General features: G+C 68.2%; 21 protein-coding genes, 1 tRNA gene and 1 pseudogene. 13 read left to right on the forward strand and 10 right to left on the reverse strand.

Annotation, left to right across the window (positions count from 1 at the left end; translation table 11 throughout):
• Nucleotides 1-70: 70 nt before the first annotated feature.
• The 3 genes from B0W80_RS04840 to B0W80_RS04850 are packed head-to-tail and all read right to left on the reverse strand — an operon-like array spanning nt 71 to nt 2,161.
• On the reverse strand, nt 71-595 hold the full coding sequence (locus B0W80_RS04840; protein WP_076997972.1) for a TPM domain-containing protein: 525 nt from the start codon (nt 593-595) through the stop codon (nt 71-73).
• Nucleotides 596-597: 2 nt separating this feature from the next.
• Nucleotides 598-1,539 carry a YgcG family protein gene (locus B0W80_RS04845; RefSeq protein WP_076997973.1) on the reverse strand — a complete coding sequence of 314 codons (942 nt, stop codon included), beginning with the start codon at nt 1,537-1,539 and terminating at the stop codon, nt 598-600.
• A 10-nt stretch (nt 1,540-1,549) separates the two neighbouring features.
• Nucleotides 1,550-2,161, reverse strand: a complete 612-nt coding sequence (locus B0W80_RS04850) for a LemA family protein (RefSeq protein WP_076997974.1) — start codon at nt 2,159-2,161, stop codon at nt 1,550-1,552.
• Between the two features lie 69 nt (nt 2,162-2,230).
• Here B0W80_RS04850 and B0W80_RS04855 point away from each other — a divergent pair, with 69 nt between their 5' ends.
• The 4 genes from B0W80_RS04855 to B0W80_RS04870 all read left to right on the forward strand — a co-directional run bounded on the left by B0W80_RS04855 (nt 2,231) and on the right by B0W80_RS04870 (nt 5,128).
• Nucleotides 2,231-2,989 (forward strand): hypothetical protein, encoded by a 759-nt coding sequence (locus tag B0W80_RS04855; RefSeq protein ID WP_076997975.1) that lies wholly within the window; start codon nt 2,231-2,233, stop codon nt 2,987-2,989.
• Between the two features lie 69 nt (nt 2,990-3,058).
• Nucleotides 3,059-3,511: a nuclear transport factor 2 family protein gene (locus B0W80_RS04860; protein ID WP_076997976.1), complete on the forward strand. Its 453-nt coding sequence runs from the start codon at nt 3,059-3,061 to the stop codon at nt 3,509-3,511.
• Nucleotides 3,511-4,509 (forward strand): YheT family hydrolase, encoded by a 999-nt coding sequence (locus B0W80_RS04865; RefSeq protein WP_076997977.1) that lies wholly within the window; start codon nt 3,511-3,513, stop codon nt 4,507-4,509. Before B0W80_RS04860 ends, B0W80_RS04865 begins: the two co-directional genes overlap by 1 nt.
• Nucleotides 4,510-4,585: 76 nt before the next feature.
• Nucleotides 4,586-5,128 carry a DUF2946 family protein gene (locus B0W80_RS04870; RefSeq protein WP_076997978.1) on the forward strand — a complete coding sequence of 181 codons (543 nt, stop codon included), beginning with the start codon at nt 4,586-4,588 and terminating at the stop codon, nt 5,126-5,128.
• A 72-nt stretch (nt 5,129-5,200) separates the two neighbouring features.
• Here the strand turns inward: B0W80_RS04870 and B0W80_RS04875 are convergent.
• The 4 genes and pseudogenes from B0W80_RS04875 to B0W80_RS04890 all read right to left on the reverse strand — a co-directional run.
• Nucleotides 5,201-5,911: pseudogene (locus tag B0W80_RS04875) on the reverse strand (cytochrome c5 family protein); the annotation flags it as partial.
• Nucleotides 5,912-5,996: 85 nt separating this feature from the next.
• Nucleotides 5,997-7,424: an efflux transporter outer membrane subunit gene (locus tag B0W80_RS04880; RefSeq protein WP_076997980.1), complete on the reverse strand. Its 1,428-nt coding sequence runs from the start codon at nt 7,422-7,424 to the stop codon at nt 5,997-5,999.
• Entirely contained in the window at nt 7,417-10,581 is a 3,165-nt protein-coding gene (locus B0W80_RS04885) for an efflux RND transporter permease subunit (protein ID WP_076997981.1), read from the reverse strand. Before B0W80_RS04885 ends, B0W80_RS04880 begins: the two co-directional genes overlap by 8 nt.
• Before the next feature lie 13 nt (nt 10,582-10,594).
• Nucleotides 10,595-11,890 carry an efflux RND transporter periplasmic adaptor subunit gene (locus tag B0W80_RS04890; protein ID WP_076997982.1) on the reverse strand — a complete coding sequence of 432 codons (1,296 nt, stop codon included), beginning with the start codon at nt 11,888-11,890 and terminating at the stop codon, nt 10,595-10,597.
• Nucleotides 11,891-12,046: 156 nt separating this feature from the next.
• Here B0W80_RS04890 and B0W80_RS04895 point away from each other — a divergent pair, with 156 nt between their 5' ends.
• Nucleotides 12,047-12,706: a TetR family transcriptional regulator gene (locus B0W80_RS04895; RefSeq protein WP_076997983.1), complete on the forward strand. Its 660-nt coding sequence runs from the start codon at nt 12,047-12,049 to the stop codon at nt 12,704-12,706.
• A gap of 42 nt (nt 12,707-12,748) precedes the next feature.
• A tRNA-Arg gene (locus B0W80_RS04900) sits at nt 12,749-12,823 on the forward strand.
• 52 nt (nt 12,824-12,875) lie between these two features.
• Here B0W80_RS04900 and B0W80_RS04905 read toward each other — a convergent pair.
• Nucleotides 12,876-13,826 carry a LysR family transcriptional regulator gene (locus B0W80_RS04905; protein WP_076997984.1) on the reverse strand — a complete coding sequence of 317 codons (951 nt, stop codon included), beginning with the start codon at nt 13,824-13,826 and terminating at the stop codon, nt 12,876-12,878.
• Nucleotides 13,827-13,985: 159 nt separating this feature from the next.
• Between B0W80_RS04905 and B0W80_RS04910 the strand changes: the two genes are divergently transcribed.
• The 7 genes from B0W80_RS04910 to B0W80_RS04940 all read left to right on the forward strand — a co-directional run bounded on the left by B0W80_RS04910 (nt 13,986) and on the right by B0W80_RS04940 (nt 20,542).
• A complete protein-coding gene (locus B0W80_RS04910) occupies nt 13,986-15,113 on the forward strand; it encodes an acyl-CoA dehydrogenase family protein (RefSeq protein ID WP_143684482.1) in 1,128 nt (375 codons plus the stop codon).
• Between the two features lie 202 nt (nt 15,114-15,315).
• Nucleotides 15,316-16,185: an acyl-CoA dehydrogenase family protein gene (locus B0W80_RS04915; protein WP_076997986.1), complete on the forward strand. Its 870-nt coding sequence runs from the start codon at nt 15,316-15,318 to the stop codon at nt 16,183-16,185.
• Between the two features lie 51 nt (nt 16,186-16,236).
• Complete coding sequence (locus tag B0W80_RS04920) at nt 16,237-17,247, forward strand: tripartite tricarboxylate transporter substrate binding protein (RefSeq protein WP_179106831.1); 1,011 nt, start codon at nt 16,237-16,239, stop codon at nt 17,245-17,247.
• 17 nt (nt 17,248-17,264) lie between these two features.
• On the forward strand, nt 17,265-18,497 hold the full coding sequence (locus B0W80_RS04925; RefSeq protein WP_076998038.1) for a CaiB/BaiF CoA-transferase family protein: 1,233 nt from the start codon (nt 17,265-17,267) through the stop codon (nt 18,495-18,497).
• Between the two features lie 13 nt (nt 18,498-18,510).
• Nucleotides 18,511-19,308, forward strand: a complete 798-nt coding sequence (locus B0W80_RS04930; protein ID WP_076997988.1) for a crotonase/enoyl-CoA hydratase family protein — start codon at nt 18,511-18,513, stop codon at nt 19,306-19,308.
• Nucleotides 19,309-19,552: 244 nt separating this feature from the next.
• On the forward strand, nt 19,553-20,053 hold the full coding sequence (locus tag B0W80_RS04935; protein WP_179106832.1) for a guanylate cyclase: 501 nt from the start codon (nt 19,553-19,555) through the stop codon (nt 20,051-20,053).
• A gap of 60 nt (nt 20,054-20,113) precedes the next feature.
• Nucleotides 20,114-20,542, forward strand: coding sequence for a response regulator (locus tag B0W80_RS04940; protein WP_256856488.1), 429 nt, complete (start codon nt 20,114-20,116; stop codon nt 20,540-20,542).
• A gap of 87 nt (nt 20,543-20,629) precedes the next feature.
• On the opposite strand, the gene B0W80_RS04945 is transcribed toward B0W80_RS04940, so the two are convergent.
• Both B0W80_RS04945 and B0W80_RS04950 read right to left on the reverse strand, forming a co-directional pair.
• The gene (locus B0W80_RS04945) at nt 20,630-21,517 is read right to left on the reverse strand and encodes a hypothetical protein (protein ID WP_076998039.1); all 888 of its coding nucleotides are present in this window, start codon (nt 21,515-21,517) and stop codon (nt 20,630-20,632) included.
• Between the two features lie 268 nt (nt 21,518-21,785).
• Nucleotides 21,786-22,712 (reverse strand): aldose 1-epimerase, encoded by a 927-nt coding sequence (locus B0W80_RS04950; protein WP_076997991.1) that lies wholly within the window; start codon nt 22,710-22,712, stop codon nt 21,786-21,788.
• Between the last annotated feature and the right edge of the window lies 1 nt (nt 22,713).

The following is a 22,713-nucleotide window of genomic DNA, read 5'->3' on the forward strand; positions in this document are numbered from 1 at the left end:
AAGCCGAGCCGCTGAACAGACGAACTCGAAGACGCAGCAGCCGCTACAGCCGCTACAGCCGCAGCAGCCGCTACAGCACCACCGGCTCGTCGGGCAGCTCGTTGCGATCGGCTTCGCCCTCCGCCAGCGCGAAGTGCGCCATCAGCAGCGCCGATACTTCCTCCAGCGCCTGGGTGATTCCGTCTTCGAACCGGCTTTCGCGAAAGGCCTCGCCCATCCGCCGCGCCATCGCGGCCCATTCCTGTTTGTCCACGTGCGCATCGATGCCGCGGTCGGCCACGATCTCGATCGCGTGCTCGGCGAGCAGCAGGTAGATCAGCACGCCATTGTTGTGCGCGGTGTCCCAGACACGCAGCTTGCCGAACATCGTGATCGCCCGCTCGCGCGCCGGCGCGCCGCGGCGCAGGTACGACCAGGGCAGGCCCGCCTCGATGCAGATTCGGATCTCGCCGCTGTGCCGGCGCTCGCTGGCCGCGACGCGGGCGCCCAGCCGCTCGAGTGCTTCGGGCGGCAAGGCGCGGCGCAGGTCGCCGGCATCGATCCAGCGATGGCGCCAGAGACGCGCGAACTTGGAGAAGAGCGATTGCGAGGCCATGGCTACCAGTCTCCCGAGGCGCCACCGCCACCGAAATCACCACCGCCGCCCGAGCTGAAGCTGCCGCTGTCCGACGAGCTGCTGAAGCCACCGCCTCCGCCGCCGCTGCTCCAGCCGCCAGGCGTCGGCGTCCAGCCGCCACCACGGCCGCGTCCGCCGGCGCGGCCCGCACCGGCGCCGAAGGCGCCCGAGAGCAGCGTGAAGAGCAGGGCGCCCAGGCCCGCCAGCACCGCGACCACCACGCTGGCGGTCACCACCATCACCACGGCGCCGGCCACGCCGCCCAGCGCGAGCGGCCCCAGCACCTTGCCGAGCAGGGCACGTGCGATCGGGCCGCCCACGAGCACGCCGAAGAACAGGAAGATCGCGAGGTCTTCCCAGTCGAAGCCGCGATCGTCGTGCTCGCCGCCGAAGTCGCCGCTGTTGACGTCGACCTCGGGCAGCGCCTCGCCCTTGACCCGTGCGATCAACTGGTCGGCGGCCGCATTGAGTCCGCCCGCGAAGTCGTTCTCGCGAAAGCGCGGCTTCATCTCGGTGTCGATGATGCGGGCCGCCAGGATGTCGGGCACCGCGCCTTCGAGCGTCTTGGCGACCTCGATGCGCATCTTGCGGTCGTTCTTGGCGACCACCACGAGGATGCCGTCGCCCACCTCGCGACGGCCGATGCGCCAGGCGTTGCCGACCCGGTTGGCGTAGCTCGCGATGTCCTCGGGCGCGGTGGTTGCGACCATCAGCACCACGATCTGCGCGCCCTTCTCCTGCTCCAGCGCCAGCAGCTTGGCTTCGAGCGCCTGGCGCTGCGCGGCGTCGAGCGTGTTGGTCTGGTCGATCACCCGCGCGGTGAGCACGGGCACCGGCAGCAGCTCCTGCGCCTGCGCGCCGACGAGCGCGACGGCGAACAGCAGAAAGGCCGTCAGCGCGCGCCAGACCCGGGCGGCCGTCATGGGGCGCGGCTTACTTCTTGGGCTGGCCGAAATCGACCGTCGGCGGCGTGGAGATCTGCGCCTCGTTCTGCACGCTGAAGGTGGGCTTGGGCTCGTAGCTGAAGACCTTGGCCGTGAGGTTGGTCGGGAAGCTGCGCGCGAGCACGTTGTATTCCTGCACGGTCTGGATGTAGCGGTTGCGCGCCACGGTGATGCGGTTCTCGGTGCCTTCCAGCGTCACGCGCAGGTCGCGGAAGGCCTGGTTGGCCTTGAGGTTGGGGTATTGCTCGGCCACCACCATGAGCCGCGACAGCGCACCGGACAGCTCGCCCTGCGCCTGCTGGAAGCGGTTGAAGGCCTCGGGGTTGTTGAGCGTCTCGGGCGTCACCTGGATCGACGTGGCCTTGGCGCGCGCCTCGATCACCTTGGTGAGCGTTTCCTGCTCGAAGTTGGCCTCGCCCTTCACGGTGGCCACGATGTTGGGCACCAGGTCGGCGCGGCGCTGGTACTGGTTGAGCACTTCGCTCCAGGCCGACTTGCTGACCTCGTCGAGGCGCTGGAAGTCGTTGTAGCCGCAGCCGGCGAGGCCGAGGGTCGCGAGCGTTGCGAGGAAGACCAGGAGCCAGCGTCGAATCATCAGCATGTCGGAGCCTCTTCTTTCGCGTACCTGCGTACGTGCGTTCTTGCGGAAGCGCGAAGTTAGCATAGGCCGATGGCGGTCGATCCTCTTCAGGCATTGCAGGCCGCGAACCGCGGTGTTGCACCGGCCGCGCGCGCGCAGCAGGGCACGCTGCTGATCGCCGGCGCCACCGGTGCGCTGGGCCAGGAGCTGGTGCGCCGGCTGGCGGGCCGGCATCGCTTTTCGCACACGCGGGTGCTGGCGCGCGAGCCGATCCGCGATGCAGTGCGCGGCGTCGAGGCCGTGTTCGTGCCGGGCGTCGACATCGACCATTGGCCGCCCGTGCCCGCCGACACCGCACTGGTCTTGTTCGAGCCGCCGCGGCTCTACTACGACCGCGAGCGCGCGCTGTGGACGCCCGAGCCGGAACAACTCCCGGTGCTCGCGGCCTGGCTGCGCCGCTGCGGCGTGCGCACGCTGGCCGTGGTGCAGCCGCACGACCAGGGCCGGCTGCCCGAGGCGCTCAAGCGCGGGCTCGCGAGCCTCGACGAGCAGGCCGTGGTGGCGCTGGGCTTCGAGCGCGTGCTCATCGTGCGATCGGCGCGCAAGCCGGCAGCGCTGCGCCTGGCGCACCCGGCCGAGCGGTTGGCGGCCTGGATGCTGTCGATCGCGCGCTTCATGGTGCCCACCAGCGAGCAGCCGGTGCGCGCCTCCAAGGTGGCGGAGCTGGTCGACGTGGCGCTGCGCATCGCGCCGCCCGGCGTGCACGTGGCGGCGCCCGAGCTGGTGTGGCAGGCGGCGCAGGGCGAACTCGAGGCCGTGGCGCAAGGCTGGCTGCAGCCCGTGCCCTGACGGCTGCCGCGACTGGCTGATCGTCATCCGGCCAAGGCAGAATCGGCACCTCCAGCCGCAGTCGACGACATGTCCACCAAGACCAAACTCCGCGCCGCCACCATGGGCGGCACCGCCGACGACGTGGAAGCCACCTTCTACGAGGCCCTGCAGCGCGGCGACATCGATGCGCTGATGGCCTGCTGGGCCGACGAGGACGAGGTGTTCTGCGTGCACCCCGGCGGCCCGCGCCTGGTGGGCACGGTCGCGATCCGCGGCGCCTTCGAGCAGATGTTCGCCAACGGCGCGATCCACGCCACGCCGGCGAAGGTGCGCAAGGTGGAATCGCTCGCGAGCGCCGTGCACAACGTGCTCGAGCGCATCGAGGTGCTGACGGCCGAGGGACCGCGCCATGCCTTCGTGCTGGCCACCAACGTCTATCACAAGACCGCCCAGGGCTGGCGCATGGTCGCGCACCACGCGAGCCCCGGCACCGTGCACGCACCCGACGAAGCGGACGAAACGCCGCAGACCTTGCACTGATGACGCCTTCGTACGCTGCACCGCGCTGGCTGCCGGGCGGCCATTTCCAGACCATCTGGCCGGCGCTCTTCGCGCGGCGCGTGGTCGCGCCGCTTCCGCCGTACCGGCGCGAGCGCTGGGCCACGCCGGATGGCGATTTCGTCGACGTGGATTTCCTCGCGTCGCCGGCCTCTGTGGCGCAAGCGACACAGGAGCCGAGGCCGCTGCTGGTGCTGTTCCATGGCCTCGAGGGTTCGTCGAAAAGCCACTATGCCGAGGCCTTTGCTGCCCATGCGCTGGCGCGCGGCTGGGACTTCGCAGTGCCGCACTTCCGTGGCTGCAGCGGCGAAATCAACCTGGCGCCGCGGGCCTATCACTCGGGCGATTTCGAGGAAGTGGGCTGGATCCTCTCGAAGCTGCGCGAACGGCTGCCGGCGGATGCACCCATCCTGGCCGTGGGCGTGTCGCTTGGCGGCAATGCGCTGATGCGCTGGGTCGAGGAAGCCGGGAGCGAGGCGGGCAGGACGGTGCGCGCCGTCGCCTCCGTGTGCGCGCCGCTGGACCTGGCGGCCGGCGGCGCGGCCATCGGACGCGGCTTCAACCGGCTGGTCTACACCCGGATGTTCCTGAAGAGCATGAAGCCCAAGGCCCTGGCCAAGCTGGCGCAACACCCGGGGCTGTTCGACCGCGAGGCCTTGCTGGCGGCCGCCGACCTTTACACCTTCGACAACATCTTCACCGCGCCGCTGCACGGCTTTCGCGACACGCCGGACTACTGGGCGCGCGCCTCGGCCAAGCCGCACCTGGCGGACATCCGCATCCCGGCGCTGGTGTTGAATGCGGCCAACGATCCCTTCGTGCCGGCCTCCAGCCTGCCGCGGCCCGGGGAGGTGGGCCGCCACGTCACGCTGTGGCAGCCGGCCCACGGCGGGCACGTGGGATTTCCGCTGGGCCTGCCGCCGGGCCACGTGCGCGGCATGCCCGATGGCGTGGCCAACTGGCTGGCACAGCATCTCTGACGCCTGTCGTCCCGCGTTGCAGATACGCGGCCTTGTCCGATGGCGATGCCCATCGAAGCGCGCCAGAATCCCGCGCATGGACGACATCGTCAAGCAGGCCATCGCCAAGTGGCCCAACGTGCCGCACTGCTACGGCTGGCTGGGTCTCGACGCGCGTGGCAACTGGTACCTGCGGGACGACCGCACCCAGGCGGCGGGCGGCTTTCCTGCCGCCAAGGGCTCGCTGCTCAGGCACGAAAAACTCATCGACTTCATCCAGCGCAACTACGAGCACGACGAGCGCGGCCAATGGTTCTTCCAGAACGGGCCGCAGCGCGTGTACGTGGAGCTCGAGGCCGCGCCCTGGGTGTGGCGCGTGAGCGAAGACCTCTCGGTTCGATCGCACACCGGCACGCCGGTCGAGTCTTCGGCCTGCCTGGTCGACGAAGAGGGGCTGCTGTACCTCGCCACGCCCCTGGGGCTGGGCCTGGTGCACACGCAGGACATGGGCCTGGCGGCCGATGCGGTGGAGCAGGGGCGCTGGGTGCCGCAGGACGTGCAGGCGGCGCAGTTGCCCGAGCGCTTCTGCTACGTGATGAGCCCTGCAGCGGGCCGACCCGCATCGCCGAAGACCTCCTGATCCTCGGACACGCTCGCCAATGAAAAAGCCCGCGACTGCGGGCTTTTCGTGGATGGGCGCGAGGCCGGCTTACTTGGCAGGCTCGGAGGCAGCGGGTGCGGCGGGTGCGGCGGGTGCAGCAGGTGCAGCAGGTGCAGCCGCAGTGGGTGCTGCTGCAGCAGGTGCCGCCGCCGCGGTGGCTGCCGCCGCCGGGGCCGCACCGGAAGCCGCGCCTTCAGGCGCAGCGGCACCCGCCGCGGGCCGGTCGGGCACCGGGAACTTGGCGCCGCCGGCATTGGCCAGGTAGACCACGGCCCGGCCGATTTCCACGTCTTCGAAGTCGCCGCCACCCTGGGCAGGCATCGCGCCTTTGCCCTTGAGCGCATGTTCGAGCAGCGTGTCGTAGCCCTGGCCGATGCGGGGGCCCCAGGCGGCTGCGTCGTTGAGGTGCGGAGCGCCCGGAATGCCCGGGGCGCCGTGGCAGGCCACGCACTGCGCCTTGAACACCGCCTCGCCGGCGGCCAGCGGCCGGTTGGCATCGCGGATTTCGATCGCGCCGATCTTCTTGAGACGCTCCGCGATGTCGCGATCGCGGGATTCTTTGGACACGCCGTAGAGCGACATGTTGTCGCCCTGTGCCACCCCGGAAGGATGGTTGGCGGAGGTCACGTAGGCAACGAGCCCGAAGATGATCAGGATCGGCACTATGAAGGAGAAGAAGACCGCCAGCAGGAGCTGTTTGGGATTCTTGATCGGGCCCGTGTGGGCATCTTCTGTGGCCTGGTAGTGCGCGTCGTCGCTCATTGGGTCCTCAATGTGGGGCTCGTCGGGCTTGTTATGGTCAGCCGGCGATTATAGAGAGGCGCCCGGAGGCGCCTCTTCGCGGACGTCAACGCGTTGCCCAGCCGCCGCCGAGCGTCTTGTAAAGCACCACCTGGTTCTGCAGCTGCGCGAGCTGGATCTGCACCGCGGACAGCTGCGCGCCGTAGAGCGAACGCTGGGCGTCCAGCAGGTCCAGCGCACTGGCGATGCCGTTGCGGTAGCGCAGGTCCGAGAGCCTGAAGCGCACCGACTCCGCCTCCGCCTGGGCCCGCAGCGCTCGCAGTTGCTCGCCCAGCGTGGCGCGGCCCGCGAGTGCGTCGGCCACCTCGCGGAAGCCCGTCTGGATCGATTTCTCGTACTGCGCCACCGCGATGTCGCGGCCAGCGCGGGCCGACTCCAGGTTGGCTTGGTTCCGGCCCGCGTCGAAGATCGGCAGCGTCAGTGCGGGCGCGAAGGTCCAGGCCTTGGTGCCGCGATCGAACAGGTTCGAGAACTCGCTGCTGGCCGTGCCGATCGACGAGGTCAGCGAAATGCGCGGGAAGAAGGCCGCTCGCGCCGCGCCGATGTTGGCGTTGGCCGCGATCAGCTGCTGCTCGGCCGCGCGGATGTCGGGCCGCTCGCCCAGCAGGTCGGAGGGCAGGCCCGCCGGCAGCTCGGGCATGGGCGCGATCGCGTCCAGGCCGCGGTCGCCGCCGCTGCCTTCCATCGCCTCGGGCGGCACCGGTGCGCCGAGCAGCAGGGCCAGGGCGTTCTCGTCCTGCATGCGCGCGCGCTGCTGTTCGGCATAGGTGGCACGCGCACTTTCGGTCAGCGAATCGGCCAGGCGCAGGTCGAGTTCCGACGACACGCCGTTCTCGAAGCGCAGGCGGGTGAGCTTCTGCGATTCCTCGCGGGTGCCCAGAGTCTGGCGCGTGATCGCCATCAGCTGGTCGTCGGCGATCAAGGTGAGCCAGCCGCTGGCCACCGCGGCGATCAGGCTGATCTGCGTGGCCTTGCGCGTTTCCTCGGTGGCGAGGAACTGCGCGAGGGCGTTCTCCTTGAGGCTGCCGATGCGGCCGAACAGGTCGAGCTCCCAGGCGGTGATGCCGAGGTCGACCGAATAGCTCGACGCCACGCTGCCGCCCAGGCCGGCGGCCGCGAGCGGGTTGGGGCTCGAGCGCGAGCCGCTCGCCGACAGGTTGAGTGCCGGGAACTGCGCCGCGCGCTGGATCTGGAACTGCGCGCGCGCCTGCTCGATGTTGCCCGCCGCCACGCGCAGGTCGCGGTTGTTGGCGAGCGCGAGCTCGATCAGCTTCGCCAGCCGCGGATCGGTGAAGTAGTCCTGCCAAGCCAGCGTCGATGCCGGCGAGGTGGTGGCCGCCGCAGGCTGCGCGCCCGGATAGGCGGCCGGCACCGGCGCCGCCGGGCGCTCGTAGGTCGGAATCAGCGAGCACCCGGCCAGGGCCAGGGCGGCCGCGGCGGCGAGTGCGGTGGAACGAAAAGTCTTTTTACTCATGGGCCGAGCTTTCATCGATGCCAGCGGCTTCTGCATGGCGCCTGTCCATCTCGCGCTGGCGCGCACTGCCCTTGAACAGGCTGCGCACCACCACGAAGAAGACCGGCACGAAGAGCACGGCGAGGGCCGTGCCGGTCACCATGCCGCCGATCACGCCGGTGCCGATCGCGCGCTGGCTCGCCGAGCCCGCGCCGGAGGCCAGCACCAGCGGCATCACGCCGAGGCCGAAGGCCAGCGAGGTCATGATGATGGGCCGGAACCGCAGGTGCGCGGCCTCCAGCGCCGATTCGATGACCCCGCGCCCCTGCGCCTGCAGGTCCTTGGCGAACTCGATGATCAGAATCGCGTTCTTCGCCGACAAGCCGATGATGGTGATCAGCCCCACCTGGAAGTACACGTCGTTCGAGTAGGCGCGGAACATGGTCGCCAGCAGCACCCCCAGCACGCCCAGCGGCACCACCAGGATCACCGCGAGCGGGATGGTCCAGCTCTCGTACAGCGCGGCCAGGCAGAGGAACACCGCCAGGATCGAGAACACGTAGAGGATCACCGCCTGCGAGCCGGCGAGCTTTTCCTCGCGCGACTGGCCGGTCCACTCGAAGCCGAAGCCGGCGGGCAGCTGGGCGGCGAGCTTTTCCATCTCGGCCATCGCGGCACCCGAGCTGGAGCCAGCGGCCGCCGAGCCCGAGATGCGGATCGCCGGGTAGCCGTTGTAGCGCACCGTCTGCTGCGCCCCCGTGATCCATCGCGTGCTGGCGAAGGCCGACAGCGGCACCGGTGCGCCCTGGCTGTTGCTGGCGTTGAGCTTCAGCAGGTCGTCCGGCTGCATGCGCGCTGGCGCGTCGGCCTGCACCACCACCCGCTGCAGGCGTCCCTGGTTCGGGAAGTCGTTCACGTAGGTGGAGCCCAGTGCCGTCGACAACGCGCTGTTGATCGCATCGAAACCCACGCCCAGGGCGTTGGCCTTGTCGCGGTCGATGTCGATCTGCAGCTGCGGTGCGTCTTCCAGGCCGTCGGGTCGCACCTGCGTCAGGATCGCGCTCTTGCCGGCCATGCCGAGCAGCTGGTTGCGCGCGTTGATGAGTGCGTCGTGGCCGGCGCCGCTGCGGTCCTGCAGCCGGAAGCTGAAGCCGCTCGCATTGCCGAGTTCCGGGATGGGCGGTGGCGACAGCGGATAGATGAAGGCGTCGCGAATGCCCGACAGCGCGCCGAAGGCCCGGCCCGCCACCGCGTCGGCCGAGTTGGCCGGGTCGTGGCGCTGGTCCCAGGGTTTCAGCGTCACGAAGGCCAGGCCCGCGTTCTGCCCCTGGCCCGAGAAGCTGAAGCCCAGCACGCCGACCATGTTCTCCACCTCGGGCTGCTTGAGGATGTACTTCTCGACGTCCTGCATCACCGACAGCATGCGTTCCTGCGTCGCGCCGGGCGGCAGCTGCACGTTGACGATGATGTAGCCCTGGTCTTCCTGCGGCAGGAAGGAGGTCGGCAGCTGCCGGTACACCACCAGCACCGCGCCGATGATGGCGGCGTAGATGATGAGGTAGCGCGCGGCGCGCTTCAGGATGCGCGAGACGACGCTTTCATAGCCCTTGGCCGTGCGCGTGAAGCCGCGGTTGAACCAGCCGAAGAAACCCTTCTTCTCGTGATGATGGCCCGCTTCCACCGGCTTGAGCAGCGTCGCGCACAGCGCCGGCGTGAGCGACAGGGCCATGAAGGCCGAGAAGCTGATCGATGCCACCATCACTGCCGAGAACTGGCGGTAGATATTGCCGGTCGAGCCCGAGAAGAAGGCCAGCGGCACGAACACCGAGATCAGCACCACCGTCACGCCGATGATGGCGCCCGAGATCTGCCGCATCGCCTTGCGCGTGGCTTCGAGCGGCGACAGCCCCTCCTCGCTCATGATGCGCTCGACGTTCTCCACCACCACGATCGCATCGTCCACCACGATGCCGATCACCAGCACCATGCCGAACATGGTCAGCACGTTGATCGAGAAGCCCAGCGCCAGCAGCGTGGCGAAGGTGCCCAGCAGTGCGATGGGCACCACGATGGTCGGGATGAGCGTGTAGCGCCAGTTCTGCAGGAACAGGAACATCACCAGGAACACCAGCGCCACCGCCTCGAACAGCGTCTTCACCACCTCGGTGATGGAGATGCTGACGAAGCGCGAGCTGTCGTACGGAATGGTCCACGACACGCCCTGCGGGAAGTAGCGCTGCAGCTCGTCCATCTTGGCGCGGGTCGCCTTGGCCGCGGCCAAGGCGTTGCCGGCCGGTGCGAGCTGCACGCCGATGCCCACGGCCTGCTGGCCGTTCAGGCGCGCCGAGGTGGCGTAGGCCTGCCCGCCCAGCTCGATGCGCGCCACGTCCTTCAACCGCACGGCCGAGCCGTCGGTGTTGGCGCGCAGCACGATGTCGCCGAACTGCGAAGTGCCGGTGAGTTGGCCGTTCACCACCACCGTCGCCGCGATGGCCTGGCCCGGCACGTTGGGCAGGTCGCCGATGGTGCCGGACGACACCTGCGCGTTCTGCGCGCGGATGGCCGCGTTGACGTCGGCCGCCGACAGGTTGTAGCCCTGCAGCTTGGCCGGGTCGATCCAGATCCGCATGGCGCGCTCGGTGCCGAACAGCTGGGCCTGGCCCACGCCGGCGATCCGCTGCAGCTCGGGCACCACGTTGCGCGAGGCGTAGTCGCCCAGCGCCGTGGTGTCGATCGCCGGGTTGGTCGACGACAGCATCGTGAACAGCAGGAAGTTGTTGCGCGATTTGTCCACGCGCACGCCCTGCTGCGTCACCGCGGCCGGCAGGCGCGGCGTGGCGCGCGACAGCCGGTTCTGCACGTCCACCTGCGCGAGGTCGGGGTCGGTGCCGGTCTCGAAGGTGATGGTGATGGTGCCGGTGCCATCCGCCTGCGCCACCGACTCCATGTAGATGAGGCCCGGGGAGCCGTTCATCTCGCGCTCGATAACCGAAAGCACGCTGTCCTCCAGCGTCTGGGCCGAGGCGCCCGGGTAGGCGGTGTTGATGACGATGGCCGGCGGTGCCACCGGCGGGTACTGCGCGATCGGGAGCTGCGTGATAGACACGGCGCCCAGCACGATGACGAACAGCGCGATCACCCACGCGAAGATGGGCCGGTCGATGAAGAACTTTGCCATGCGGGCGCGCTCCTCAGGACTTCGCGGCAGGCGCCGGGGCCGGGGCCGAGGCGGGTGCCGAAGCCGGGGCGGCCGGTGCCGGCGCTGCCGAGGCCGGCGTCGGCGCCTTCCACGGCACGGCCTTCACCGAGGCGCCGGGCGGCATCATCATCAGCTTCTGGAAGCCGTCGACCATTACCTGCTCGCCGGCCTTCAGGCCTTCGAGCACGATCCACTGGTTGTTCTGCGCCGCGCTGATCTTCACGTCGCGCTTGTGCATCTTGCCTTCGGCATCCACCACGGTCAGCGTGTCGCCCTGCTGGGTGCGGGTGACGGCCTGCTGCGGCACCGTGATCGCGTTGGTGGCCTGGGCCTGTTCGACCTTCACGCGCACGTACAGGCCGGGCAGCAGTTCGCCCTTGGGGTTCGGCACTTCGGCGCGCAGCGTGACCTGGCCGGTGGTCGAGTCGACCGTCAGGTCGGAGAAGAGCAGCTTGCCGGGCAGTTCGTACTCGTTGCCGCCTTCGAGCTGGATGCGCACGCTGGCCGCTTCCGAGCCGCTGGCGCGCTTGAACTGGCCGGCCGCCATGGCGCGGCGCAGCTTCAGCACGTCGTTGGCCGACTGCGTGAAGTTCACGTACATCGGGTCGATCTGCTGCACCACGGCCAACGGCGTCGCGTCGCCCTGGCCCACCAGGGCGCCTTCGGTGACGAGCGCGCGGCCGATGCGGCCGGAGATGGGCGAGGTCACGCTGGCGTAGCCCAGGTTGATCTTGGCGGTCTGCAGCGAGGCGCGGCCCACCGCGATGTCGGCTTCGGCCGTCTTGGCCGAGGCCACCGCGTTCAGGTATTCCTGCTTGCTCACCGCATTGGCTTCCACCAGCGGCTTGTAGCGTTCGGCCAGCGCCTTGGCCTGCACCGCATTGGCCTGCGCGCGCGCCAGGCTGGCTTCGGCGCTCTGTGCGGAGGCGAGGTAGGGGGCGGGGTCGATGTTGAACAGCAACTGGCCGGCTTTCACGTCGCTGCCTTCGCGGAACACCCGCTTCTGCAGGATGCCGGCCGCGCGGGCGCGCACCTCGGCCACGCGCGAGGCCTCGAGCCGCCCGGGCAATTCGGTCACCAGGCCGACGTCGTGCGGCGTGGCGACCACCACGCCCACTTCGGGCGGCGGCGGCGCGCCGCCACCGGCGCCGCCTTTCGCAGCGCCGGCCGGCGCCTCGCTCTTGCCGCAGCCGGCGAGCACGAGCACTGCGGCGGCTGCGACGGCGGCCAGGGCAGGGCGGCGCGACGGGAACAACAACGAATGACGGGAGACATGCAGGAGAGGCATGCGAATCCTTTGAAGCGAAGACGGGGAATGGCGAGACATCCGCGGTGCCTAAAGCACCACGGCGAATCTGACCATCGGGAAGGGGGTGTAGTGTACATACATTCATGCATGTATAGTGACAACTCCCTGACAACGAACTAGCAAGAAGGAGGCGCAGTGGTCCGTCGTACCAAGGAAGAAGCGCTTGCGACCCGGCATCGCCTGCTCGACGCCGCCGAGGTGCTTTTCCAGACGCAGGGCGTTTCGCAGACCTCGCTGCAGCAGATCGCGCAGCAGGCCGGCGCCACGCGTGGCGCGATCTACTGGCACTTCAAGGACAAGGCCGATCTCTTCAACGCGATGATGGAACGCGTGACGCTGCCGCTGGAGGCCGCCAAGCGCGAGGCCGGAAGCGACGGCGAAGATCCGCTGGCCGCGATCGAGCGCGTGATGATGCTGGCGCTCGACCTCATGGTCACCGACCCGCAGGTTCGCCGGGTGTTCGAGATCGCGACGCTCAAGGTCGAATACACGCAAGAGATGGACGCCGTGCTGCAGCGCCACCGCGCCGCGCGCAACGAGTTCCTCGACGACTTCGCGAGCGCGCTGCAGCAGGCGGCCGACAAGGCCGGCGTCGCGCTGCCGATGCCGGTGAAGACCGCGGCCTTCGGCCTGCATGCCGCCTTCTCGGGCCTCATTCAAGACTGGCTGCTCGAGCCCGGCCTGTTCGACCTGGTGGCGGCCGGCCGCCACATCTTCCACGTGTACCTGGGCGGCCTGGGTTTCGAATGCGCCAGGTCCGGGCCGGCCGGCCTGGACTGCAAGCAGGCCGCGTGATGCGTGATAATGGCGGGCTTCGGCGCTCTGCCGAAGACCCATCTCGCTGTATTTCAACGGATAGAATTCGGCCCTCCGAAGGCTGAGATCCAGGTTCGATTCCTGGCGGCGGGACCACATCCGAAGCCGGACACTTTCAACAAGGTGTCCGGCTTTTTCGTTGCCCGGCTCAGCCCCGCGCGCGGCCGCCGGCGGCGTCGGCGAACATCGCCGCCAACCGATCCCGGATCAGCCGCGCCAGCGGGTCGCCGTGCGTCACGTTGTGCCAGTACATCCCGAGCTCGAAGGTCGGCAGTTCGAAGGCCAGCGGCACGACGCGCAGATGCGTCGCGATCGCTTCCACCTGCAGCACCCGCTCCGGAACGATGCAGATGCCGTCGGTCTGCTGGAGCACGCCGGGCAGGGCGACGATGCTCGACAGCGTGGTCCGCACGTTGCGCTTGACGCCCTTGTCGAGCAGGCGCGTCTCGAACAGCTGCTGCAGCAGGCCGTTGCCGGAGGGCGTGTAGTCGGCCTGCGCATGGGCACAGAATTCGTCGAACGCCATCGGCTCGGCACGCGCAGAGGCGCCGGCCAAGGCCACGCACACGAAGCGCTCCCGGTTCAGCACGCGCGAGCGCAGTCCCCGCGATTCCAGGTTCTCGGTCACGACGACGAGGTCGATGAAGCCGTCGGCGAGCAGTTGAACGAGGTTGGTCGCGACGGGCCGCATGGTCAGCCGCACCGTCGGCGACGACTTGCTCAGAAGGCCCGCCATGCGAATCCCCAGCGTGGCCTGCACGTAGTCGTTCGCACCCAGCACGAACACGCGCTCGTTGCGCTCGTCGTCGAGGCTCGCAGAGCCTTCGTAGAGGCTGTGCAGATGGCGCACCAGTTCTTCCAGCTGAGGAAGCAGCAGCACCGCCAGCTCCGTCAGGAACATCTTGTTGGACGAGCGCACCAGCAGCTGATCCTGGAAGTCCTCGCGCAACTGCGCCAGCGCCTTGCTGACCGACGACGGACTCATACCCAGCTGGTCGGCCGTCACCGACACGCTCTTGCTCAGCAGCAGCCGGCGCAGTACCAGCAGCGTGTTGAGGTCGCGCCGTCTCAGAACGTCGAAGGAGGGAAGGGTGGACATCAGGAGCGGATTCGCGTTTCGCAAATCCGGATGTGCCGGCGGCGTGATTGCCAGCGCCAGGGCCGCAACGAAAGAATCGAGTGGCTCGGCCGCAAGGCGGTCGAACCCTCCACACACGCACGGGACCGCCGTGGCTTCATGAAACTTTCAATGACCTCGATGCCGATCGAACCGGCCGCCATGGAGTCGGCATCGCTTCGCGACTTCCGCACGGAGGTGCGGGCTTTCTGGCGCCAGGCACTCGCGGACTTCGAGCCGGCGAAGCTGGCCGAAAGCTGGATGCTCGGCAGCAAGCCACTGACGCGCGAAGTCGGGCAGCAAGGCTTGATCGGCCTGACCTGGCCCAAGGACTTCGGCGGCCGGGAACTGACGAATGCGCATCGGTACATCGTTTGGGAAGAGGCTCTGGCCCAAGGCGCGCCGATCAACTACTGCATGCCGATGGACCGCCAGACAGGCCCCATGTTACTCAGGCACGCTTCCGCGCGGCTCCAGGCCAGCCTGCTGCCCCGCATGGTGGCCGGCGACATCAGCTTCTGCGTCGGCATGAGCGAGCCCGACTCGGGCTCCGACCTCGCCTCGATCCGAAGCCGCGCAGAGCGCACGCACCAAGGCTGGCTGCTCAACGGGCGCAAGGTCTGGACCTCCGGCGCGCACGACGCCGACTACATGGTCGGGCTCTTCCGCTCCGAGAAGGGCAGCGAGCGGCACAAGGGCCTGTCGCAGTTCGTCATCGACATGAAGTCCCCGGGCATCACGGTCCGGGGTATCCGCAACCTGCGCGGCCTGTCTCACTTCAACGAATGCGTGTTCGACAACGTCGCGGTCCCCGCCGATGCCCTGCTGGGCGCCGAGGGCGAGGGCTGGAAGCAGGTGTCCGAAGAGCTCGCATTCGAACGCAGCGGGCCCGAGCGCTTCCTCAGCAGCTTCGTCCTTCTGCGCGAGATGGTCGACAACGCGACGGCCGACGACGAGGCGCACACCGAGCGACTCGGCCACCTGATCGCAGAGCTGCTCTCCGTGCGCGAAATGTCCTTGGGCATCTCGGCCATGCTGGACGCCGGCCACTCTCCGGCAAACGCGGCGGCCCTGGTGAAGGACCTCGGAACGACCTTCGAACAAAAGCTGCCCGACGCCGCCTTCGACATGTTCGACGTGCCGGCCGATGACGTGAGCACCTTGGCCGTGGTGCTTCGACAGACCGCCTTGTGCGCGCCCGAGTATTCCATTCGGGGCGGTGCCCGCGAGATCCTGCGTGGCGTCATCGCGAAGGGGCTCGGCCTGTGACCGCGACCACCCTTCACCAGCCGACTTCATTCCTGTCCGACGACGGCCGGATGATTTCCGATGCTGCGCAGCGGCTCTTCGAAAGCCTGCGTGCCAGCAGCGCATCGAACGCGCTCGATCAATCCTGGCAAGCCATCGAAGAGATGGGGCTCGCCGTGTTTTGGCAGAACCGGATCTCGAGGCGCCCCAACGCGCCGCATACATGGTCGCTCGACATGCCGGCTACTTCGCGACCTTCGCGCCCGTGGTCGAGAACATCGTGGCTCGCCGCTTGCTGCGCGAGGCGGGCATCTCTCCGCCGCAGGGGCGCATCGCCATCGGCACGCTTGAAGCCCAGTCGAACGCATTCACTGAAACTTCCCTCAGCGGACATGCACGGCTCTCGTGGGCCAGAGAAAGCCGGACGTGGCTGCTGGTCGCGCGCCGTGGCACGACCGACGGCCTGGTGCTGCTCGATGCACCGCCCACGGCCGAGCACATCGAAGAAACCCGCAACGTCGCCCACGAGCCTCGCAGTCGAGTCCCGCTGCGAGAGGTTCGCGCGACCTTCGTTCCGGTGCCTCATCTCTTGCAGCGCTTCGAACTCGAACGCCAGCGCTTTCGTGCCGCGCTCATGGCGGGCGCGGCCGAAGCCGCGCTCGATCTCACGGTGCGGTACGTGAACGAGCGCAGCCAGTTCGGCAAGCCGCTCGGCAAGTTCCAGGCAGTGCAGCAGAGCCTGGCCGAACTGGCCAGTGCCGTGGTCAATGCGCAATCGGCCTCGGCCCTGGCCTTCCAGCACGAACTGCCGGACTGGGGAACGTCGGCCGTGGCCAAGCTCCGTTGCAACGAGGCCGCCAGGATGGCTTGCCGCATTGCGCACCAGGCGCATGGCGCCATCGGCGTGACGGAGGAATATCCGCTCCACCTGCTCACGCTCCGCCTCTGGGCATGGCGCGCCGAAGACGGCCACAGCGGCGCGCTGGCCCGCCGACTCGGACGGCACTTCTGCCACATCGGCAAGGAGCAGCTCTGGGCGGCATTGGCCGGCTTTCGCCACCTCGGCGAACCGCCCCGCTCGAATGCAGCCTGAGCAGCGCATGAATACTTTCAGAACGACATGGAGAGACACACACCTATGAACATGAACACTTCGACGAACCATCGTCGCTCTGCCGGACTCGGCAGGCGGCGCCTGCTCGCGGCAGCTGCAGGAAGCGCGGCGAGCGCCGTGCTGATGCCCGCCTTCGGCAACACCGCAGCCTTCCCGTCGAAGCCCATCGAATTGCTCGTGCCCTTCCCGACCGGCAGCGGGTCCGACATCGGCGCCCGCTACTACGCAGCGCAGTTGACTTCGTTGGCAGGCCAGCCGGTGGTTGTGCGCAACGTCCCCGGCGGCAACGGGTTCATCGCCGTGTCCGCGCTCGGCCGAGCGGCGCCTGACGGCCACACGATCCTGATCGGCGCGAACTCGCTGTTCGTCATCAACGCCGTGCAGTTCAAGCAGCTGCCCTACGACCCGGTCCGGGACTTCAGCTTCATCGGACTGCTCAACAAGGCGCCATGCGTCCTGGCGGTGAACGGTGCGTCGCCGTTCCGTGACCTGAAGTCCTTCGTCGAGCGAGCGCGCAGCGCACCCGGGCAACTGAGCTCGGCGACCGGCGCAGCGTCGTACCAGCTCTTCGCCGCGTACTTCTATCAACTGGCCGGCATCAAGCTCAACAACATCAACTACAAGGGCGCGTCCGAAGTGGCGGCCGCGGTCGCGGCCAACACGGTGGACTGCGGCGTGCTCGACCCCGGGTCTTTCATCGCGCTGGCGGAGGCCCAGCGCCTGCGCGTCCTGGCCGTCGCATCGGACAAGCGCCTGCCCAAGTTCGCCGACGCACCGACCTTCGCCGAAGCCGGATTCCCGGCCTTCATGGTGTCGAACTGGGCCGCGGCGGCTGTTCCGTCGTCGACGCCGGCAGCCGTCGCATCGAGGCTCGGTGAGTGGTTCCAGCAGATCGCCGCGAGCCAGGAGGCGTCGGACTTCTTCGCCCGCACCGGCAACCAGACCGCCCGCATGACGCCCGATCAGCTGCGCAAGATGCAAACCGACGAGCTGGCCACGTGGCGCAGCATCGCGCGCGACATCGGCATGCAGCAAGAATGAATATGCAGCACGAATCGATGCCTTCACATGCGGCCGCGCGTGCATCTTCCGCCGTGCTCGAAGGCATCCGCATCCTCGACCTCACGACCGTGCTCATGGGGCCCGTCTGCACGCAGAACCTCGGCGACTTCGGTGCCGAGGTGATCAAGGTCGAGGCGCTCGATGGCGATTCCAGCCGGGGCATCGGCAGCGCCGTCGTCCCGGGCATGGCCGCGGGCTTTCTGCATTCCAACCGCAACAAGCGCAGCCTGGCCATCGACTTGAAGAGCCCGGAAGGCCGCGACATCCTGATCGACCTGGTGCAAGGCGCAGACGCCTTCATCAGCAACATCCGCCCCAAGGCACTCGCCCGGCTCGGCCTGGCCTATGAAGACCTGATCGCGCACAAGCCGGATCTCGTCTACGTGTCGCTGGTCGGCTACGGGCAGAACGGGCCCTATGCGGACAAGCCGGCCTACGACGACCTGATCCAGGGTGCGCTCGCCATTCCGACGCTCGTGGCCGAGGTCGGCGACGGCGTTCCGCGCTACATGCCCGTGACGCTCATGGACCGGATGGTCGGCGTCTTCGCGGCCAACGCGACGCTGGCCGCGCTGTTGCATCGCCAGCGCACCGGCGAAGGCCAGTCCATCGAGATCCCGATGTTCGAAACCATGGCTACGCAGGTGCTGGGCGATCATCTGGGCGGCAAGACCTTCATCCCCGAGTCCGGCGAGATGGGCTACAAGCGCATCCTCGCCAAGGGACGACAGGCCTATGCCACCGCGGACGGCAGTGTGTGCCTGATGGTCTACACCGACCGCCAGTGGCGCAGCTACCTCGGGCTCGTCGGGCGGGCCGGCCAGTACGACGGCGACAGCCGTCTTCAAGGCATCGCGAATCGAACGGTCCATGCCGACGCGCTCTGCGACATGATCGCCGCCGACGTCGCGAAGCAGACGACGGCATGGTGGCTCGATGCCTGCGAGCGCGCCGACATTCCGACCATGCCGCTGCATACGCTGGAGTCGTTGCTGGACGATCCGCATCTTGCGGCATCGGGCTTCTTCAGAACCGTGGCGCACCCCGTCGTGGGCACCTACCGCGACATGGCCGCCCCCGGGCGCTGGAGCCGCACCCCGCCGGCGACGCGCCGCATGCCGCCGCGCCTGGGTGGGGACACGCGCGACATCCTGATCGAAGCCGGCATGAGCGCAGAACGGGTCGACGAACTCGCGCGCCAGCGGATCGTCGGCTGCGCGCCGGCCTGATCGGCGCAGAACCATGACCGCGCCATTCGTCGAGCGCTCCGATGAGGGCGCCATCGCGGTCCTCCGCCTGAACCGCCCCGAAACCCGCAACGCACTCGGCGGCGCCGACACGATCGCTGCGCTCGTCGACGCGATCGACGAGCTTCGGCGCGACCCGAGCGTGAAGGTCATGGTGCTCACGGGCAACGGCCCGGCCTTCTGCGCCGGTGGAAACCTCGACGAGGTGCGCATCGCCGCCGAAGCGGCGCGAAGCGCACCGGCCGATGCGCGCCGCGCCTTCGACGAGGGCATCCAGCGGATTCCCATGGCCTTCGAGCGCCTCGAAGTGCCCACCATCGCGGCCGTCAACGGCCCGGCCATGGGCGCGGGATGCGACCTGGCCTGCATGTGCGACATGCGCATCGCCGCACAGAGCGCGAGCTTCGCGGAAAGCTTCGTCAAGCTCGGCCTGGTTCCGGGCGACGGCGGCGCGTGGCTGCTGCCCCGGGTCGTCGGCCTGGCGCATGCGTTCGAACTGTCCTTGACCGGAGACGCCATCGATGCGGCCGAAGCGCTGAGGATCGGCCTGGTTTCGCGCGTGGTCGAAGACGACCAGCTCATGCCGGCGGCCCTCGAACTTGCCCGCCGGATCGCACGCCATCCCGGCGCTGCCGTTCGCATGGGAAAGCGCTTGATCCTCGAAGGACTTCACACGCGCCTGGACACCTCGTTGCAGTTGTCGGCAGCGTTGCAGGTGATCGCTCAACAGTCGCCCGAGCACATCGAGCTGCTCGCCAGGATGAAGGCCAGCACGTCTCGCGCACCGCGCTGAAGCGTCGAGTTCGCGCCTTGCGACAAGCGCAGAAATTCGGCTCGTCCACAGCAGGATGAGCCGCGTGGCGACGCACCTAAAGCCAATGGTTTAAGCGTCATCAGGGTGACTCGCCGACGTGTTTGGCTGACAGATCGCCAAACGAAAATACGTCACAAACGACACTGGTTTTCAGAGTCGTGTCAGTCGGCGATGTGCGTATCAAGCTGCACACTCGCCCGCAATACAACCACATTGACAAATGATGAGCGCCGCCGACCCTCACGCTGACGTCGAGTCACTTCGTCGAGTCCTGGCGTCCGGTGGTGCAGTCGCCCTAGTGAGTGCATTGAACGCCCGCGTTCCGCACCGCTTCACCGCCTTCTACCGGCTTCGCCACGACGTACTCGCCAGCATCTGCTTCCACGACAAGCTCGGGGAACTCGATGCGAGTTCTCTCGCCGACGTGCCCTTGAAAGACAGCTTCTGCCAGTTCGCACTGCGCGACGGCTCCTTCGAGACGCAGGACGCCTCGCTCGATCAGCGGCTCGACGGGCATGCTTACCAGTCGGTGGTGCTGTCCTACCACGGTGTGCCGGTGGTCGATGCGACCGGCGAGGTCGCTGGCACCTTGTGCCATCTCGACTACGTCAGGCAACAGCTGCCGCGCACCGAGTTCGATCTGCTGCGTGCCGTCGCCTTGTTGCTGCCGCTCCATCTCGACGACAGAAGCGCATCGGGCGCCTCATGCCAGGAATTGGCATGACCCGATCGAACGACAACGCGATGAAATACATGCGCGGCTCCCTGTGCCGCGGCGATTCCGGTGACGGCCCGTGGCCTTGCTGTGGCGAAAGGGACTGGCGTGCGACGCAAGGCCTTCATCGCTGAAGACGACCCCTCGATACGGAAACTTCTCACGACGCTGCTTCACGAACGCGCCGGCGTGGACGTGGTGGGCGCCGCCAGCCAGTCCACCGACGCATCCGTCTGGCTGCTCGAGCACGGCAACAGTTGGGACCTCGCGCTCATCGACCTCTTTCTGGAAGAGGGCAATGGCCTGACCGTGCTCGCGGGCTGCCGCGTGCGCAAGAGTGGGCAGCGGATGGTCGTGGTGAGCAATTTCGCGACGCCCGACATGCGGCGGCGTTGCGCCTTCTACGGCGCCGACGCCTTCTTCGACAAGACGACCGAGCTCGACGAACTCGTCTCCTACTGCAAATCGCTCGGTTCAAGCACCGTGCCATCGGCATGAGCGTCGGTGTGATCCGTGTGGCGATTTCCGCCGACCCGGCCCCGGCCGATCATGGCGGCGCGAACGAGCGTTGGCAGCGGGCCGTGCCTACGCGTCCGCGCGAACCGGAGCGTCGGCCGCGAACTCTGCCGGCAAGAGGCAGGTCGGGTCGTAGCCGGCCATGAACAGCGCTGCCGTGAAGGTCGCCATGCGCAGGCCCCTGCTGCGCGATGCGGGGTCGTCGGGCCAGGCCACGAACAGGTCCGGATCGCATCGGCGAATCACCAGGCCGATGAGCAGCCCGAGGCGCACCGTCGCACTGGCCCATCGGCCGGCGGTGGCGATCTCGGAGCCTTGGCTGTAGCTGAGCAAGCCAGGATCGACGGCGTCCGGATACAGGCGTCGCAAGCGTCGCTGCAACTGGCCGCCCACCGCCGGAAAGCGCAGGAACGCAGGCAGCGGCTCGCCCGCGCGGCCGGTCTCTCGACGCCAGATCTCGACCAGCGCCGCGATGGCCGCGGCGATGCGCGATTCATAGATCGGCAGGCCGTCGAGCGCGAGCAGCGAATGGATCTTGCCCAGCGTGGAGTTCATCTTGGGCACGACGCGGAAGATGCCGCTCTCGTCCGGGCACGCGAGCCGCATCGCCGCGCCGGTGCGCCGCAGGTACTCGGGCAGGCGATCGCCCAGCGATGCGAGGTAGGCGTTGGCGCCGACGCGGCTGTTGCGGTCCGCGCCCCATTGCGCGATGGATTCGCAGGCCGCCAGCGTTGCGACCGCATCGTTCGAATCGACCGCGGCGCGAAGCGGCGTCGCGAGCTTCTGCAGACACTGCAGCGTTTCCCACCAGTCGCCCACGGCCATGCCGGTCAGGCGCCACCGAAAGTGGTCCGGCACCAGTGCCGCGAAATTCGTCTCGGCACTGACACCGCCAGGCACATAAGGAGACGTCGGGATGGACAGGCGCACGGGCATCGACGCCAAACGAGCGGCCATCCAGTCGCTCAATTCATTCACCTCGGCATTCGCCAAGAATTCGCTTTTCACTGCGAGAGCTCCCTCTAACCACCATTGCCAAATTGACCAGGATTTCGACCCGGTTTCGCTGGGCGGAAATCTAACATCGGCACCCGCTGGGGTCAGGCGTCAGAGAGGGCAAAACTACCCATCTGCACACACTATGTTGCGCAAAAAAAGACGGCTAAAGCTTTGGATTTAAGCGGCAGGAGAGAGCTTTGGACTACATCGTTACGAGCCGTTATTTTCAAGCTTCATTTATGTCGACATGCCAGCGAAGCCGCATTCGAAGCACCCCGGCGCTGTCGAGCATCCGCAAGCCCGGCCTGCCCGCGAGATGAAAGGCATCGATTGGCTGCGTGATCGGCTCGAAGCAGAAGGCAGGCCCGTCGTGCGGCCGGTACATCAGGCAGTAGTGCGCCGCCGCGCCGCCGTCGGCATCGAAGTCGGGCATGGCCAACGTCAACTGCACGCCATGCTCGGGCCACTCGATGCGCGCCTGCCCGCCCCAGCCGGTGTACGCGTTGTCGACGAAGCTGCCGAAGGCCGGCGCGCCGTGCGAGAGGTTCCAGTCCTGCGGTATCTCGTTCGTGTGCCGTGTGGGCAGCGGATCGTCGCCGCAGAGCCAGACACCTTGCACGGGTGCCACGATGCGCGTGCCGGCCGTGCGAAGAAACCAGGGATGCACGCCGATTCCGTAAGGCAGCGGCGCGGGCCCGAGGTGCTGCACTTCGAGCGTCTGCTCGAGTCCGTCGTCGACCAGCCGGAAATGCTGGGTCGCGCGGTAGGCATAGGGGTTGCCGTCGAAGTGCCGGGATTCCAGGGTCATCGTCGCTGCGTCTTCGGTGTCGGTGTCGCGCTCCAATCGCCACGGCTGAAGCCAGCCGTCGCCATGGATCGGGTAGGGCTCGCCGGCGCGGTTGGGCCGCATCGGGTGGAACGCGCCCTGGGCTTCGAAGCCACCCCCGCTGATGCGGTTCGACCACGGCACCATGGGGAAGGATGCCGTGCGGTACAGGTCGGTGCTGCCGTCCCAGGGGCGCCACAGGTCGAGCGGCGTACCGGCGCGGTCCAGCCGCCAGGCCGCGACGCTGCCGCCGAGCGAAGGCACCAGGCCCAGGCGCTGTGCGCCGCGCTGCAGCCAGACGATGGGATGCGCCGACGAAGCGCTCATC

The sequence above is a fragment of the Variovorax sp. KK3 genome, from assembly GCF_001984055.1.
In the GTDB taxonomy this organism is placed as follows: Bacteria; Pseudomonadota; Gammaproteobacteria; order Burkholderiales; family Burkholderiaceae_C; genus Variovorax.